Annotated in this window: 10 protein-coding genes and 4 pseudogenes; 12 read left to right on the top strand and 2 right to left on the bottom strand. The window is 58.8% G+C overall.

Annotated elements, in window-relative coordinates; all coding sequences use genetic code 11:
• Nucleotides 1–50: 50 nt before the first annotated feature.
• The 3 genes and pseudogenes from P0D84_RS38705 to P0D84_RS38695 all read left to right on the top strand — a co-directional run.
• A pseudogene (locus P0D84_RS38705) lies at nt 51–1,205 on the top strand (recombinase family protein); the annotation flags it as partial.
• A 577-nt stretch (nt 1,206–1,782) separates the two neighbouring features.
• Entirely contained in the window at nt 1,783–2,595 is an 813-nt protein-coding gene (locus tag P0D84_RS38700) for a group II intron maturase-specific domain-containing protein (RefSeq protein WP_408346945.1), read from the top strand.
• Nucleotides 2,596–2,678: 83 nt separating this feature from the next.
• Nucleotides 2,679–2,864, top strand: a pseudogene (locus tag P0D84_RS38695) (DDE-type integrase/transposase/recombinase); the annotation flags it as partial.
• 34 nt (nt 2,865–2,898) lie between these two features.
• On the opposite strand, the gene P0D84_RS38690 reads toward P0D84_RS38695, so the two are convergent.
• Nucleotides 2,899–4,269, bottom strand: a complete 1,371-nt coding sequence (locus P0D84_RS38690; RefSeq protein WP_408344547.1) for an IS30 family transposase — start codon at nt 4,267–4,269, stop codon at nt 2,899–2,901.
• A 47-nt stretch (nt 4,270–4,316) separates the two neighbouring features.
• On the opposite strand from P0D84_RS38690, the pseudogene P0D84_RS38685 reads away from it, so the two are divergent.
• Nucleotides 4,317–4,586: pseudogene (locus tag P0D84_RS38685) on the top strand (transposase); the annotation flags it as partial.
• A gap of 505 nt (nt 4,587–5,091) precedes the next feature.
• Here P0D84_RS38685 and P0D84_RS38680 read toward each other — a convergent pair.
• Nucleotides 5,092–6,480, bottom strand: coding sequence for a replication initiation protein (locus tag P0D84_RS38680; protein WP_408346942.1), 1,389 nt, complete (start codon nt 6,478–6,480; stop codon nt 5,092–5,094).
• 1,736 nt (nt 6,481–8,216) lie between these two features.
• Here P0D84_RS38680 and P0D84_RS38675 point away from each other — a divergent pair.
• The 8 genes and pseudogenes from P0D84_RS38675 to P0D84_RS38640 all read left to right on the top strand — a co-directional run.
• A pseudogene (locus tag P0D84_RS38675) lies at nt 8,217–8,360 on the top strand (type IV toxin-antitoxin system AbiEi family antitoxin); the annotation flags it as partial.
• An 842-nt stretch (nt 8,361–9,202) separates the two neighbouring features.
• Complete coding sequence (locus P0D84_RS38670; RefSeq protein ID WP_408346939.1) at nt 9,203–9,913, top strand: VirB8 family type IV secretion system protein; 711 nt, start codon at nt 9,203–9,205, stop codon at nt 9,911–9,913.
• A 5-nt stretch (nt 9,914–9,918) separates the two neighbouring features.
• Nucleotides 9,919–10,782, top strand: coding sequence for a TrbG/VirB9 family P-type conjugative transfer protein (locus tag P0D84_RS38665; protein ID WP_408346936.1), 864 nt, complete (start codon nt 9,919–9,921; stop codon nt 10,780–10,782).
• A gap of 83 nt (nt 10,783–10,865) precedes the next feature.
• Nucleotides 10,866–11,417: a hypothetical protein gene (locus P0D84_RS38660; protein ID WP_408346933.1), complete on the top strand. Its 552-nt coding sequence runs from the start codon at nt 10,866–10,868 to the stop codon at nt 11,415–11,417.
• 140 nt (nt 11,418–11,557) lie between these two features.
• On the top strand, nt 11,558–12,043 hold the full coding sequence (locus tag P0D84_RS38655; protein ID WP_408346930.1) for a TraB/TrbI/VirB10 family type IV secretion system protein: 486 nt from the start codon (nt 11,558–11,560) through the stop codon (nt 12,041–12,043).
• A complete protein-coding gene (locus P0D84_RS38650) occupies nt 12,036–12,842 on the top strand; it encodes a transglycosylase SLT domain-containing protein (protein WP_408346927.1) in 807 nt (268 codons plus the stop codon). Before P0D84_RS38655 ends, P0D84_RS38650 begins: the two co-directional genes overlap by 8 nt.
• The gene (locus tag P0D84_RS38645; RefSeq protein ID WP_408346924.1) at nt 12,839–14,089 is read left to right on the top strand and encodes a TrbG/VirB9 family P-type conjugative transfer protein; all 1,251 of its coding nucleotides are present in this window, start codon (nt 12,839–12,841) and stop codon (nt 14,087–14,089) included. Before P0D84_RS38650 ends, P0D84_RS38645 begins: the two co-directional genes overlap by 4 nt.
• Nucleotides 14,086–14,514: a lytic transglycosylase domain-containing protein gene (locus tag P0D84_RS38640; RefSeq protein ID WP_408346921.1), complete on the top strand. Its 429-nt coding sequence runs from the start codon at nt 14,086–14,088 to the stop codon at nt 14,512–14,514. Before P0D84_RS38645 ends, P0D84_RS38640 begins: the two co-directional genes overlap by 4 nt.
• The last annotated feature ends 15 nt before the right edge of the window (nt 14,515–14,529 follow it).

Raw genomic sequence — 14,529 nt, 5'->3', positions numbered from 1 at the left:
GCTGTTCGGCCCGTGGCGACACGGCGAGCGGCTATCAAGCGAGGTAAGCGATGAGCAACGCTGCAATGGTCGCGCTCTACGCGCGGGTATCCTCCGAACAACAGACCAAACGCGGCACCATTGAAAGCCAGATTGCCGCGCTGAGGGAGCGCATTGCCGCTGACGATGCGCATCTTGTCGACGACATGTGCTTCATAGACGCCGGGATAAGCGGCGCGACGCTGATCAGACCGCAGCTAGAGCGACTCAGGGACCGTGCCGCACTCGGGCTGGTTGATCGGCTGTACATCCTGTCTCCCGACCGGCTGGCGCGAAAGTATGCACACCAGGCATTGCTGATGGAGGAGTTCTCTGCGTGTGGCGTGCAGGTGGTGTTTCTCAATCATGAGATTGGCGCGACACCGGAAGAGTCGCTGCTGTTGCAGATGCAGGGCATGATTTCGGAGTACGAACGGGCAAAGATCACCGAGCGTAATCGACGCGGTAAGCTTCATAGCGCAAAGCGCGGAAGCGTGAATGTGCTATCGACGGCTCCCTATGGTTACCGTTATATCCGCAAGCAGCTCGATGGGACACCGGCCCAGTACGTGATTGAACTACCGCAAGCGGCGACGGTAAAGACTATCTTCCAGTGGATCGGGATGGACCGGCTGAGCATAGGCGAAGTGGTTCGTCGTCTTGCCGAGGCGGGCACGGTGACGGCATCCGGCAAGCTGTACTGGGACCGTAGTGTGGTATGGGGAATATTGCGTAATCCCGCTTACATGGGGCGGGCCGCGTTCGGTAAAACCCAGTCTCGTGATCGCCTGCCGCATGTCCGCGTGCGCACCCAACGCCACAGCGCCGATGTGCCAAGGAGGGCATACTCGACAACATCCACGGACCCGCAGCAGTGGATCGAAATCCCGGTGCCGGCGATTGTTAGCGAAGCGATGTTCCATTCAGTCCAGGAGCAGCTTGCCGAGAATCGCAAGCTGGCGCGCCAACGCCGCCAGAACGCGCCGATCTACCTGCTTCAGGGGCTGACTGTTTGTGGGCAATGCCGTTACGCGTACTACGGCAAGAAAGTCAGCAAGGCGGCGGCCAAGGGGCATCAGCGAGATTATGCTTATTACCGCTGTGTCGGAACCGATGCCTATCGCTTCGGTGGTCAACGCATCTGCGACAACCTGCAAGTGCGAACGGATCGGCTCGATGACCTCGTATGGCAGCAAGTCGCGGATCTGTTGAGGCATCCGAGTCGACTGAAGAAGGAATATGAACGGCGACTGGATGCGATGGAGCGCAATGAGAATAGTGGCTTCGATACGGCCAGCCTGGAAAAGCAAAGGCTTCAGTTGGAGAAAGGCAAGTCCCGGCTCATCGACAGCTATGCCGACGGTATCATCGACAGGACGGACTTCGAGCCGAAGATACAGCAGTTGAAGAACCGGCTAGAGCAGGTCGATCAGCAGATCCAGGAATCCCGGCAGCACGGGGTGGCTCAAAGTGAACTGTTTCTGGTCATCAACCGGCTGGAGGAATTTGCAAGTGCCGTTACGGACAAACTCGCTACGATCGATCTCGAAACGAAGCGCAAGATCGTACTGGCTCTGGTCAAGCGTGTCGAAATCCACAAGGATGAAATCCTCGTCGTATTCCGGATCGATCCGCAGCCCGGAGGTCTCCTCGCAGGCGAGAATTCGAATGATTCAGACGATGGAGTGAAAAGTATGCAACATTGTAGGCGGCGTAATCTCACCCCTGTTATCCAACATCATGCTGCACGAATTCGATGTGTGGATGGAGCAGAACTACCTGAGCAAGAAAGTGCGGAAGGATCGGTGGGCGTGGAACTTCGCAATTATCAAGCAGCGTCCGATTACTGTTCGAGAAAACCGGCAGTGGAAACCAGCTATTGCCTACTGCCGGTATGCAGATGACTTTGTGATTGTGGTTAAAGGCACTCGTGAACATGCCGAGACAGTACGTGAAGCATGTCGCGGGTTCCTCGAAGGCGAACTGAAGCTCACACTGAATATGGAGAAGACCCATATTACGCACGTGAACGACGGCTTTGTCTTCCTCGGTCACCGCATCATCCGCAAGCGTGGGGCACGCGGTCGCATGCGACCTGTGACAACCATTCCGTGGGAGAAGTATCGGGGCTTTGCCGGGCGGCTGGTCACACAGCTGTCGGGCAACTACAGCATGAACCGGATGGACCTGATGGAAAGCCTGAACCGGCAGCTTGTCGGCTGGGCTGCCTTCTATCAATACACCGACTTTACGGCCACCATATTTAGAAAGCTGGACCGGGTTGTATTCTGGAAATTCGGATACTGGCTTGCGCGCAGGTATCGGCGCGGCTTCAGGTCGCTAATGCGCGACCATATCCGGGCGCCAGAGCCGGGAAAGGCCACGACATGGATGTTGCAAGGCCAGAATAGCCGGGGTTGGTATGGGGTGGTGGCGCTTCGGCGTCTTGTTACCAGTCGCAAGGGCCGTTTCACCTGGCGCACCCCGATGGAAAATCCGTACATCATGCGCGATGAGACACGCAGCACCATTGAGTCGCGCTATGCCGATGTCGCCTTTGCTATGAGCAACACTTGAATGGAGAGCCGGATGCGCTGAAAGGCGCAAGTCCGGTTCGGGGAGGAGAGGCAAGGAAATAGTTCGACTACGCCCTGTCTCTTACTCCACTACCGACCCGCGTCGGGTTTCTGTACCTTGCGGTGGTACTGGACGTGTTCAGCCGGCGCGTGGTGGGCTGGGCGATAGCCGACCATCTGCGCACCGCGCTGATGCTGCAGGCCCTGGACATGGCGCTGGGACAACGCCATCCCAACGGGGTGATTCACCACTCGGACCAAGGTTGCCAACTTAGGTTCAAGGAGTCGTTGCAACACTTGTTTTTTAAGCTGTGGATAGTAACTCTTCAAGCGCTTCAGCGGGCGTCTTCCACTGAAGGGCTTTGCGCGGTCGGGCGTTGAGTGTGTTGGCGACCGCATCGAGTTCGCGTTCAGAATATCGACTGATGTCGGTGCCTTTGGGGAAGTACTGTCGCAACAGGCCGTTGGTGTTTTCGTCAGTTCCACGCTGCCACGGGCTTCGCGGATCGCAGAAGTAGATTGCCAGACCCGTGTCGATTTGTAGCTGCGCATGCTGGGCCATTTCCGCGCCCTGATCCCAAGTTAGTGACTTGCGTAAATGCTCGGGCAGCATCGCGATCTTCGCGGCAATGGCATTGCGAACAGCCTCGGCGCCGTGGCCAGCTAACGCCGGCCCGTTCTTCACCCGAGCGCCAGAATTGTGGCCCGGCATGGGCGGTAGGTGCAGCAGCATTGTGAATCGGGTCGTACGTTCAACCAAAGTGCCAATTGCAGAGCTGTTCAGGCCGATGATCAGATCTCCTTCCCAATGCCCAGGTACAGCACGGTCGGCAACCTCGGCCGGGCGCTCACTGATCAGCACCTCGGAGGTGATGAAGCTTTTTCCTCGCTGCTGCGTTCTGGCCCGTGGCACGCGCAGTGCCCGGCCGGTACGCAGACACGCAGAGAGTTCGCGTCGCAATGCACCACGGCCCTGAATGTAGAGTGCTTGATAGATGGCTTCGTGTGAGATCTGCATAGACTCATCATCGGGGAAATCAAGTCGCAACCGGCGGCTGATCTGCTCCGGACTCCAGCAAGTGCCCCAACGCCGGTCGGCCCGACGACCATGCCGTCTTCCCTTCCACGGTACGTTGGGTCCCGGTATCGGCCGGCCCTTCTCATCGGTAACCGCATTCGCCAGTCGGTCCTGCACATAAGCCCGTAATCGCTCGTTCTCGGCGAGCTTGCTGGTCTTGGGCCGCCTTGCCGCTCGCTCGGCTTTCCACTGCGCGACCGTCGCCCGATAGGTCAGCGTACCGCCACGGGTCGCGGCATTGCGGCACAGTTCGCGTGAGATGGTCGAGGGCGAACGACCAAGCCGCCGTGCGATCTCGCAAACCCCGCAGTCCTGCGCCCGAAGCAAGGCAAGCTCCTCACGCTCCGAGAACGATAAATAGCGACCCGAGCGCGGCGCCAAATCTATCGGCGGCATGCCTCCAGCCTGGCGAAACCATCGCGGGCCCAAGGGCTGCGACACGCCGCACGCCAACGCGGCGGCATCACTCTCCATTCCCTCGGCAATGCAGTTCCAGAATGCTTGTTTCGTCTCTAACTGATTGACACCTGGCCTGCCCGGTGAAGACATCGATGCCCGCCCCGTCTGTTGCGCAGCCCAACCTCGTGGTCGTCCCATTTAACACCTCCAATCTCGAGATGTTGCAACGACCGATTGAATTCGCCCAATACACTTCGCTTGCCTTCGGCCGGCGTTGCAGCGAAGCAGGCGTGCGTCCGTCCATGGGCACAGTGGGCGACTGCTTCGATAACGCCATGTGCGAGGCGTTCTTCGCCACGCTTGAATGTGAGCTGCTCGCGCGCACGCGATTCGATACACATGAACAAGCCCGACAAGCGTTGTTCTCCTTCATTGAAGGCTGGTATAACCCGCACCGCCTGCACAGCGGCATCGGCTATCGCTCGCCGATGATTTACGAACGGATGCATGCCGCGAAAAAACAGACCTCGTCCGCATGCGGGTTGCCCACCGCCGGCCAGCGTCATGGTCGTAACGGGCGACCCGCCGTCCGGCCGTGGACAACCCGCAACGTCACATCAAAGGGAGGACCCTCACCCGGGCACAATTCAACTACGTAACCGTCCACTGAAGCGGGTCACCCCCAGCTCGCCGTCGTCGAACTCATCGACGATCTACGCGAGCGCATCGTCGCGCACTATCAGATTGCGCTCAACGAACTGCTGCGCGAGCAGCGTGCGCCTCCTGGAAACCCTCACCCTCGTGACAACGCGGCAGATCCCTTCTGACTGACGACCCCGCACGCTCGATCACTGGCGCCAATACCGTTCACGGTTGTTGGCGCATCTACTGAACCTTGCGCCGCCGTTTAATGTCGCTTTTACACCGCCGCCAACACCTCCCACCTCTAAGATCTACTCAAGTGGATAATCTGGTTTAAATGTCACCACGACAACATCGTCGCACGGTGTTCAAAGGTCCTCAGGCTGTGGCCGTGGACGCCAAACCTTTAATCACGAATTTAAACAGGTCCTCAGTCGACGGCTCGCCCCACGTTTCATGGGCCAACCACGACAGGAACAATTGCTGTGCAGCGGTGGATTGTTTCTTTCCACCTTCCAACCGCCACTTCTGCATCGGTTGCCACGCGTTGTAACGCGCTATCAACTCCGCCTGATCAGCAGCGCTTAACTCATCAAAGTACGCCCTGGCATCCCCAAGTTGGGACGCGCGGTATTTCTCACGGATTTCCTCCTCCGTGATACCGGTTATGGACAATCCCGGGCCTGCGGCCGCCTTTTTGATGCCGCTAGACTTCTCCGGTGTCACCCATTTCTCCGCAAGCGCTTTGCGGAAGTAGGCTGGAACATTTGTAATCGGTGTGGCGCCCTTTTTGGCTTCGCGCGCGCGGACATAGTCGAGCGCGTTGCGCACATCGCTCTCACTATGGCGGCCCAGAGTTTTTCGCGCTTCCGAACTCGGAATACCTAACTGCGTGACCGACATTAGAAGATCACTATCCACCGACTCCATGCGCGCGGCCTCTTGCTTCCGTGCCACGGTAAAGCGAACTCCAACGACGGCGCGCCCCTGTCGAACCTCGAGTACTTCGATCGTGTGGTCACTGACCTCATTCGCCTCCCGCACTGCGGGCGTCAAGACGTTTCGCTTGAACTCCTTGTACTCGGGGTAGATTGTCTTCGCCCCTTCCTGGCCCAGAAAGAGTTGGCGAAGTTTCTCGATCGGGATTACCGCCGACTGGCCAATGCCCTCGTAACGCACGGAGTTTTCCCACAGCACCAGCGCTGCCGCGCGTTTGAACGCACGAACAATGCGCATATCAATCGTCGCGTACATCTGAGGATGAACGAGAAAATCCCGAATCTTGGCCGAAAACTCATAGGTGAGGGTGCTACGGTCCATCTCTGCCGTAGATAGAAGACCGGTCGCGGCCCAGACTTCTCCGCGCTCGGCTTCCAGAAAGTCCCAGTTCACGACCGTACCGATGAGTGAATTGATGACCCCTTTCAGATAATCGCGGTTGTTGCTGTTCAGACCTACCTTATCAACGAGGTCCGTAAGAGCGATCGAGAACTGGGAAAGACCCACATTCGTGCCGGCATTATCGCGGTCCTGCTCAATCGCATTTGCCAACAGCGCGTTGTAGATCTTGTGCTGAACAAGAGTCAGCGCTTTGTTTTTTGCGCTGATGTGAACAGCCGGCGTCGCTTTCTTGAAGGGCTCCGGTTCCTCGACAGTGAAGAGTCCGATCTGAGTCGTCCTGGCTTCGGTTTTCGCACCTTTCTTGCCCTTCAATCGCTTTGGGGGCTGCGGCGACTGCTGAGCGAGCGTTACAGATTTGGATGCCACGCGTTGACCTCAAATTCCGTTTTATTTAGTTCTCGGTGATTGATAACAAACCTCAACACGTCAATGACTTAGCAAACAATGTTGAGATTCTACCCGATATCGTGTCGCGGTCCCGGCCAAGCGGGGCGTCCACCATACGCCTACACCCCTATCACAATCTGACCGCAATTCTGACCTAAAAAACGACCATACGACTACACCTTTCAACATTCCAGGGGGCTCAATCTACCACTATTCTTCCTCTAACCCCCGCCCTGGTGAGCGCTTACTTCCGTTCTGAGCCGCGTGAAATGGTGCCTGCGGCGCTCGCACTACGGATCGTCGATCCGAACTCACCACCATAGCTCTACACCTTCCACCCAATTGTCGCCGGGCCGCCGGCTGGTGCAAGCCGTCCAGGGGTCGTGCCACGGCCCGAACTTGCGCCGTGGCGGACCATAGAACTACACCTTGCCGATCGTCCCATAGACTCCCGACCTTAGCGGACAACTGAAGATCATTCTGCGCCAATTGGCTTCCCAACAAATACCATAGAACTACACCTAGCCAAACAACAACCCGCTGCGCACGGCATTCCGTCTCCTCTGGCCTACAATCGGGTCGCGCCGTTGCCCGTACCATAGTCCTACACCTCAAGCCAACGGTGCGAGGCGCCTCCGACGACGACGCAGAGATCCGCATTCCCATAGGACTACACGTTCAAATCAAACCATAGACCTACACCAGGCACCCATAACCATAGCCCTACACGTTGAGGCCTTCGGTGAACTGACTTTTCGATTGCGAGGAAAAAGTCGTTCCAATTCAAAGGGAAACCCTTGGGTGCCTGCGGTAGATTTGCGAGCCTTGGGACTTTTTGGCTGCTCAGGAATGATGTTGAGCTGCACGGGAATAGCGAGGTGGAATTTCGTGCTTTACTTTCTTCCTAAAGACGACGAACGCCGTTTACGTGTTTACGTATACGCTTAACACCTTTAGTAAACCTTTAGCTCAGATCAATCCCTTACCGGGCGGGACTTTAAGCCGGGCAAGGTGTAGACCTCTGGTGCCCTTGGTGGTGCTTTATGGTTCCGCCGGCGTGTGGATATGGTACGGATGGGGTAGTTGGCTGGTACGGAAGGGCGTGTTGTTATGGTACGAACGTGTAGCTTTGTGGGATTCCGGTTCGGCGCCTCCACCGCCGATCGCTGGGCCGGCCCGCGGGCGACCGATTGCCCCAATTGTCGGGGCGGTTCCGAGAATGGACGCCCCCGGTGTCGAAGCATCCCGCGGAGACGCAGTTCAACGATGTAAGCATGATTCAGCTGTTCAGCACTGACGGGAGGAGAGGCGACGTAGAGGCCGCCGTAGCGTTCGATTGGCCCGGCTGTGCCGGCGGCGCCCCCCGGAACCCGCCCGCGGCGCGCGAGGCCGTTGGCGCTGCCCGCGCAAGCGCAATTCCAGGCGCGCAGCGTTTTCACAAATTGCCCCCTTTGAAGATTAGACTTTCCTTTTAAATCAAAGAAGGGGAATACGTCATGGAGTGTCCGCTCGAAAGGGATGCTTACGCGGCGCCGGGTGGGCGTTTCGATTTGGACTGATGTCGGCGGTGTTCGCCCTGCGGCAAACCACCCGGAAAATGTTCACCAACCGCCACGGCTCCGAGGGCCGGCGAGTGCTGGACAGCTCGAAGCGTCGAGGACGACGAACTATACCCAGAGCCCCATGCGCAGGGAGTTCATGCTCGCTGCACGGTTGCGACTGACGAGCGCGGCGGCGTGGAAATCCTCGAAGCGTTCTGGCCGAGTACGTCCCTCCCGGCGACGCAGCCACCGAGCGTGCATCCCCTCGTCAAGCCCTTACTCATTTACGCCGACCTCGTAATGCACGACGATATTTGAAAGGCGATGACCGTCGGGTTGTGACGATATCTCCCATTCACCGCGAGTTGTCGACGCCCTGATAGCCGGTGCCTTTGCGTGTGGCACGGATGCCCTATTGCCGTTAGCGTCAGTGCGAACGAAGCCGGTATCTTCGACGGTCCAACGATAGCGATTTGGCGCACGATATGTTTTGCCCCGATGCGCTAAGCGCTGCTTGTTCCTCGCGGTCACCAACCTTGATTCGTGCTCGTTCAGCTTGCTCGGCCAGTTGCATCTGCGCGGTTCTGGCCAGGAAAGCATTGTCGAGCGACTTGCTGATCAAGGCCCGGATGTATGCGTACGGGGTTTTCACAGTCGTTGATTGCAGCGCATGCTTGGCTGTATTTCCCGGAGCGGTTGCCTTCGACCGTTCTCACCCGTGCTAAAACCGCGGAACGAGCAAGAGGGGTACTGGGTGGTCTACGGTCACGCTTGATGCGGAGACGCTTTGCCGAGAGCTGCACCTGCTAACGCGTTATAACGTGCCGCAGATCCGGTCGTAACTAAACCGTTGAAAATATGTGGTTTTAAGGCCCACCTCTTGTTTCCAAAATTACACCAGTGCCCCATTGGAAACAACGGAACGTCATGTAATGCCGGGGTAACTATCGGTGCGCGCTCGTCTTTGGTGACAGAAAGACATCAAAAATCGCTGCCTTTGTCCGGAACTGGCTGTAACACGTTATAGCCTCGACCCAAGAACGCAGCGGCCCGAACGCAGGACAATCTCAATAGCTAAAAGACGCTTGAATCTCGGTGCCTTTCGTCGAAAACGCTGACTTAAAAATTGTTCCAATGGTAGCCATTCATCAAGGGTTGCCATGCGTCTTTTCAGGAACAAGCGTCAGGCCGCGCTATCGACGGCCCCCGGCATGTACGCCGAGGAAGATCCGAGCACTGTGATCTTCGAAACCAGCACGAAGCTGAAGGTCGAGAAGAATCGCTGGGTGCTCATGGCCTTTGCCCTCGCTGCGATTGCTGCCGGCGCTGTCTGGACCCGGCAGCCGCCCCCGTCGGTTACGCGCGTGGTCGGCGTTTCTGCTGATGTGAGCGGGCATCCCGTCGTGACGGAGCTCGTTGCGTACAAGCCCGACTCACAGGCTACCCGGACAAGCATGAAGGATATGGTCGTTCGCTGGTTCACGATCGAGCCGGTCCTGACCGAAAGCCTTCAAACCTCCCGCATGTCGGCCAACATCAATTCGGTGAAGGCACAGATGATCGGCGCGGGCTCGGACCAGTTCCGAAGCTGGCTGCGCGACGACGCGCCGTTTCAGGCAATCACGGCCAATCCGAAGCTGATCCGTGAAGTGAACGTGCGCAACATCGCACTGCTGGAGGATCAGACGGTCCTCGTTGAATTCACAACGACGACCTCACAGGCGGGCGCGACTGGCAAACCTGACGTCAAGTCGTATGCCCTGACGTTGCGCTACCAGATTGTCGCACCGACCGCGGATGCGGCCCTCACTGCCAATCCCTTCGGCATTTATGTTCCGTTCTTCCGCCTTGAGCGGACCGGTGGAGCTTGACCCCAATGATCTCGAAACACCAACGGCCGGTTCTCGGCATTTTCGTCACGCTCGCGGCCACTGTATTCGCCACTCAGGCGGCGCACGCAAAACGTCCTTCGGATACAGGTGCGCTGAATATGGCGATGATCGCTGGCGACCCGATGAGCCCCGTCAATCCGTTTAACGGCGGCGCCGATCCGCTCACGATGCCCGGTGATGCCCGAATCGGCGTATTCCCCTACAGCCGCGATCAGATTTTTCGCGTGCTCACCGCGCCGTTGAAACTCACCACGATTGAACTGGAGCCGGGCGAGAAGCTGATTGCGGACCCCGCAATGGGCGACAGCATCCAGTGGGAAATCGATGACGACAAGATGAATCACGTATTCATCAAACCTCACAAGGCCGATCTGGTGAACACGCTGCACCTGACGACCAATCGGCGCGAATACGATTTAACGCTGATCGCCTCGCCTGCTGGCGGCTTCTTCTACCAGACGGTCCGCTTCCAGTATGCGCACGCGCCGGTGGCCCGCACAAATGTCCGTGATGAGGCTGCGGGCACGGGCGAGCGGGGCGGCGATTCCGGCAGCATCAGCGTTGCGCCCGACAAGCTGAACTGGGATTACACCGTTGACGGTAGTGCCGCGTTCAAGCCAGAGGTGGTGTTCGATGACGGACATTCTGTCTGGATGCGCATGCCCGTCAAGGCCCAGACCTGGCCCGTCCCGATGTACAAGGATCACGGCGACCGCGTGGTTGGCAATTTCATCCGGCGTGGTGACTTTCTGGTTTTCCAGCGTCTCGCTGACGAAATCGTTCTTGTGTCTGGCAAGGACGAGGTGACCGTTACGCGCGGTCGGCATCGCGTTTTCGGGGTCTTCTGATCGTGGCTAAAAAAAACGATGCGGCCAGGCCACACGCCGAGCAGCAGACACTCGTTAAAGGCAAGACCCCACGCAACGCGATCATGACCATTGGCCTGATGGCTGGACTTGTCATCGGCGGCCTGGGCTTTTACTACGAGCTGAAGGCAAGTAACCAGGCAGAGGAGGACGCCCGACTCAAGAAAGCTGCTGCGTTGAAAAGTAGCACTGAGGCGCCGGCGGCTCAAACATCGGACATTGACCAGGTCATCCGTCAGCAGCAGGAAGCTGCGGCGTCTGAGGCGGCCGCGCGCGCAGCGTCCGATGCTGCGGCAGCGCGGCGACCAACGGTCAAGCCGATGCTGACTGACAACGACTTCCAGAATGAAGTCGCAGAGACGGCGATGACACACACGCGCTTGCTGAAAGCAATAGTAAAGACACAATCTACACGTCGTCCATCTTCAAGCAGACGGGTGCTTCCAGAAACCCGAACCAGCAAACATCGGCTCTCCCGTCTGGCGTTCCGTCGCTGGACGACTTTCGGGCTGCACGTGCGGCGGCGACTGCCGGAGCCCCAAACGCCGCAGACGCCAAGGCGCTCGCGCTCGCCAAACAGGGCCAGGCTCCCGAAGACCGCGATCGTGCATTTCTGAAGGAAACCGCAGCGCAGGGCGGCATCGAACAGTCGACCTTTAACGGCCGTTCGCGAGGCTGCACGCTGACGCCGCCGCACAACATTCACGTAAAGACCGTTGAAGGGCTCAACTCGGACAAGCCGGGTCGCATCGCTCTGATGGTCGACGAAGACGTCTACGACAGCCTGCAGGGCGACTGCCTGATGATCCCGAAAGGTTCGTTCATCAACGGCGCATACAGTGCCGACATCAAGGTCGGCCAGGAGCGTCTGCTCGTCGCCTCGACCAGTCTGCGTCTGCCGAACGGAAAGAGTGTTCCGCTGAACGGCATGCAGGGCGCCGACGAGAACGGCTACGCCGGCTTTTCTGGTGACGTGAACAACCATTTTCTCGCGATTTTCGGTGCTGGCTTCATTACCGCGGTCCTGCTGAAGACGTTCGACAACGGCGCGACAACCGCGACAACGGCAAGCCCAACCGGTGTCACGACCTATGGAAGCACCGCCGGACAGGTTGCCGCAACCACTGCGCAATCGGTGCTTCAGCGCAATCAGAACATCGCACCGACGATCACGGTGCCTCCGGGCCAGCCGTTCCTTGTTCAGGTGACGCAGGACATTGTCATGGAGCCGTACCATGACTAGGCTTGCCGTCGCAGCGCTCGCGCTCGCCGCAGCCTGTTCGGGTGCCAACGCGGCAGTGATCGACACGGTCATAAGCCCCACGCAATTTGTCGTGGCGGAGGGCGACCAGCGCTCCGTCGTTGAGCTGCCCGGCACGCCCGTGTATGCGTGTGGTTTGAAGCCGTTCCTCGCGTGGGCGCAACGGCTGCAAGGCCAGGATATCGAGCCGGGCAAGGACGGGTTTGCATCGGTCACGGTCGACGGCGCATCTGAAAGCGTCCAGAGTCTGCTGGTCCGAAGCGGCTGGCTGCAGCCAGCTGTACTGACCGACGACGCACAGGCAGCGTTGACCGAGCGCCGTGGCGGCTGGGCGTGCGCGTCGGCGCAAGCGCCATTCGACGCAATGCGTACGAGTGTCGACGCGAAAATTCTCGCGGGCATCGCACTGAACGAATCCGCACACAACGGTAGCGCCTGGCCGTGGACGCTGAATGTCGCGGGCCGAGGATTTTTTTTCCGGACGCGCGAGGACGCGTACAAGGCGATCCGGTTTCTTATCTCGGACGGTCGGTGCGACTTCGATGTCGGTCTCATGCAGATCAACTGGTGCTACCACGCAAAGCGCTTTGCGTCGCCGTGGGATGCGCTCGCGCCTGCGACCAACATTCACGTAGCAGAAGACATTCTCAACGAGAACTTCCGCAAGACGAATTCGGCCGTGAAGGCAGTCGCCTACTACCACAGCGCAAATCCCCAGCCGGGCCGCGAATATCTCGCGCGCTTCATCCAGCATCTCTCGCAACTCGACCGCGGTCTATGAAGCACACGCTAACCATTATCGCGCTGGCAGTGATTTCGCTGTCCGCGTCGGCCGCGAGCACCGATCCGCTCGACTTCGATTACCAGATTGACGGCAACGTAAGCGAGCGGCCGGCGCTCGCGTTCAACGACGGCACCGACACGTACCTGCAACCGCGCGCAGGCCAGACGCTGAAGGTTGAGGGCGGACACGCCGAAGGCCCCTACATCGTGGTTTCTGGCGTTCCGGAAGTTATTGGCTATTCGGTCGGCGGTGCGAGCGCGACCGCACGCTGGAAAAAAGCAAACAGCTTCACGGCAGAGCGGGGCAACGCACGCGGGGACATGCCGGTCGGCTTCGCGGGCTTCTCCAACCGTCTCGCGCTGATTGGTGCCCGTCCGCGTCTGGAGAGCACGCGCGCGATGAGTGCGACGTTGCCGCTCGCGCAACTCGTGAAGGCGCTTGTGCCCCAGGGCTGGACAGGGTCCGCGCAAAAGGACGTCGATCTGACGACCGCGCAGAGCTTCGCGACGCGTGATGGTGAAAACTGGATGCAGTCGCTCGATCGGCTGCTCGGTTCGGTTGACCTTTATGCGGACGTCGATTTCACCACGCGCCACGTCTCGTTGCGTCGCGCCGCTGCAAAGTCAACGGGCGTGAATTACGTCGCGAGCGCCGCGGCGGCGAACACGTCGGTTGCTGCACCTGTCGATGGTGCAGCTTCAATGAGTGCCGCTTCGGCCGTTGCTGCCGGGGAGGGTGTTCCGGCCCGCGATTCTGCGCTTGCATCGAAATTCAGTGCGCTGGCCATTCGCGATGGTGACGACACGCATATCCAGATCCGTTTTTCACAAAGGCCAGCAAAAGAGACCGTCTTTCAGGACATGGACGGGCACTCTCTCAAGCCAGAATGGGACGACTCAGGCAATGTCGTGACGCTTAACCGTGCAGACCGGTTCGTCGTATCGAATGGCACAGACAGCGTTGAGGTCGCGCGTGTCGCAGGACAGATCTATTCCTTCGACCCGAAAAACAGTGCGGGCCTCGAAGCGGTGTTCGACAAGGATGGATCGACGTACTTCAAGTTCGCCGACACGGTTGGAAACGTCAAGGTCTCGGACGTCGGGCACCTTGGGTCTGGCGAGCAGAAGGGGCGCTATTACCGCTTCAACGGTACTGCCGACCAGTTCATCGTGAACGCGGACGGCAACATCGTGAACGTGACGCGCAGGCACGACGTCCGTTTCTTTGACCGGCCGAAGTCATGATTGGCCGTACCGTCGCAGCGCTATTTGTGGGCACGCTGGCCTGCAGCAACCCGGCCGCGGCAGATTGCCTGGACGACGCAGCGCAGTTCCATCACGTCAACGTCGTGCTCGTGCGCGCGATCGCGCAGCAGGAATCAGGGATGCGCGCCAGTGCAATCAACGTCAACAACGACGGGACCGAAGACGTCGGACTGATGCAGATCAACTCGTCATGGCTGCCGAAATTACGGCGCTATGGCGTTACCCGCGAGGCGCTTTTTAACGCGTGCGTGAACGTGTATGTCGGGACATGGATCCTCGCGTCGAACATCAGGCAGTTTGGTCCGACGTGGAAGGCAGTCGGTGCGTACAACGCCGTCTCCGCCAACAAGCAACTGGTGTACGCCAACAACATTTATCGGCGCATTCAGCGCGCGGCCCACTGAAAACTCATGAAGCCA

It is taken from the genome of Paraburkholderia sp. RL17-337-BIB-A (assembly GCF_046025895.1).
GTDB classification, from domain to species: Bacteria; Pseudomonadota; Gammaproteobacteria; order Burkholderiales; family Burkholderiaceae; genus Paraburkholderia; species Paraburkholderia fungorum_C.
The sequence above is the reverse complement of the archived record's forward strand: the minus strand, read 5'-3'. Positions and strand labels throughout refer to the sequence as shown.

Bases quoted from the DNA above. Each gene is read 5' to 3' on its own strand.
- P0D84_RS38700 (WP_408346945.1), top strand. From the start codon at position 1,783: ATGGAGCAGAACTACCTGAGCAAGAAAGTGCGGAAGGATCGGTGGGCG.
- P0D84_RS38690 (WP_408344547.1), bottom strand. From the start codon at position 4,269: ATGGGACGACCACGAGGTTGGGCTGCGCAACAGACGGGGCGGGCATCG.
- P0D84_RS38670 (WP_408346939.1), top strand. From the start codon at position 9,203: ATGCGTCTTTTCAGGAACAAGCGTCAGGCCGCGCTATCGACGGCCCCC.
- P0D84_RS38665 (WP_408346936.1), top strand. From the start codon at position 9,919: ATGATCTCGAAACACCAACGGCCGGTTCTCGGCATTTTCGTCACGCTC.
- P0D84_RS38660 (WP_408346933.1), top strand. From the start codon at position 10,866: ATGACCATTGGCCTGATGGCTGGACTTGTCATCGGCGGCCTGGGCTTT.
- P0D84_RS38655 (WP_408346930.1), top strand. From the start codon at position 11,558: ATGGTCGACGAAGACGTCTACGACAGCCTGCAGGGCGACTGCCTGATG.
- P0D84_RS38650 (WP_408346927.1), top strand. From the start codon at position 12,036: ATGACTAGGCTTGCCGTCGCAGCGCTCGCGCTCGCCGCAGCCTGTTCG.
- P0D84_RS38645 (WP_408346924.1), top strand. From the start codon at position 12,839: ATGAAGCACACGCTAACCATTATCGCGCTGGCAGTGATTTCGCTGTCC.
- P0D84_RS38640 (WP_408346921.1), top strand. From the start codon at position 14,086: ATGATTGGCCGTACCGTCGCAGCGCTATTTGTGGGCACGCTGGCCTGC.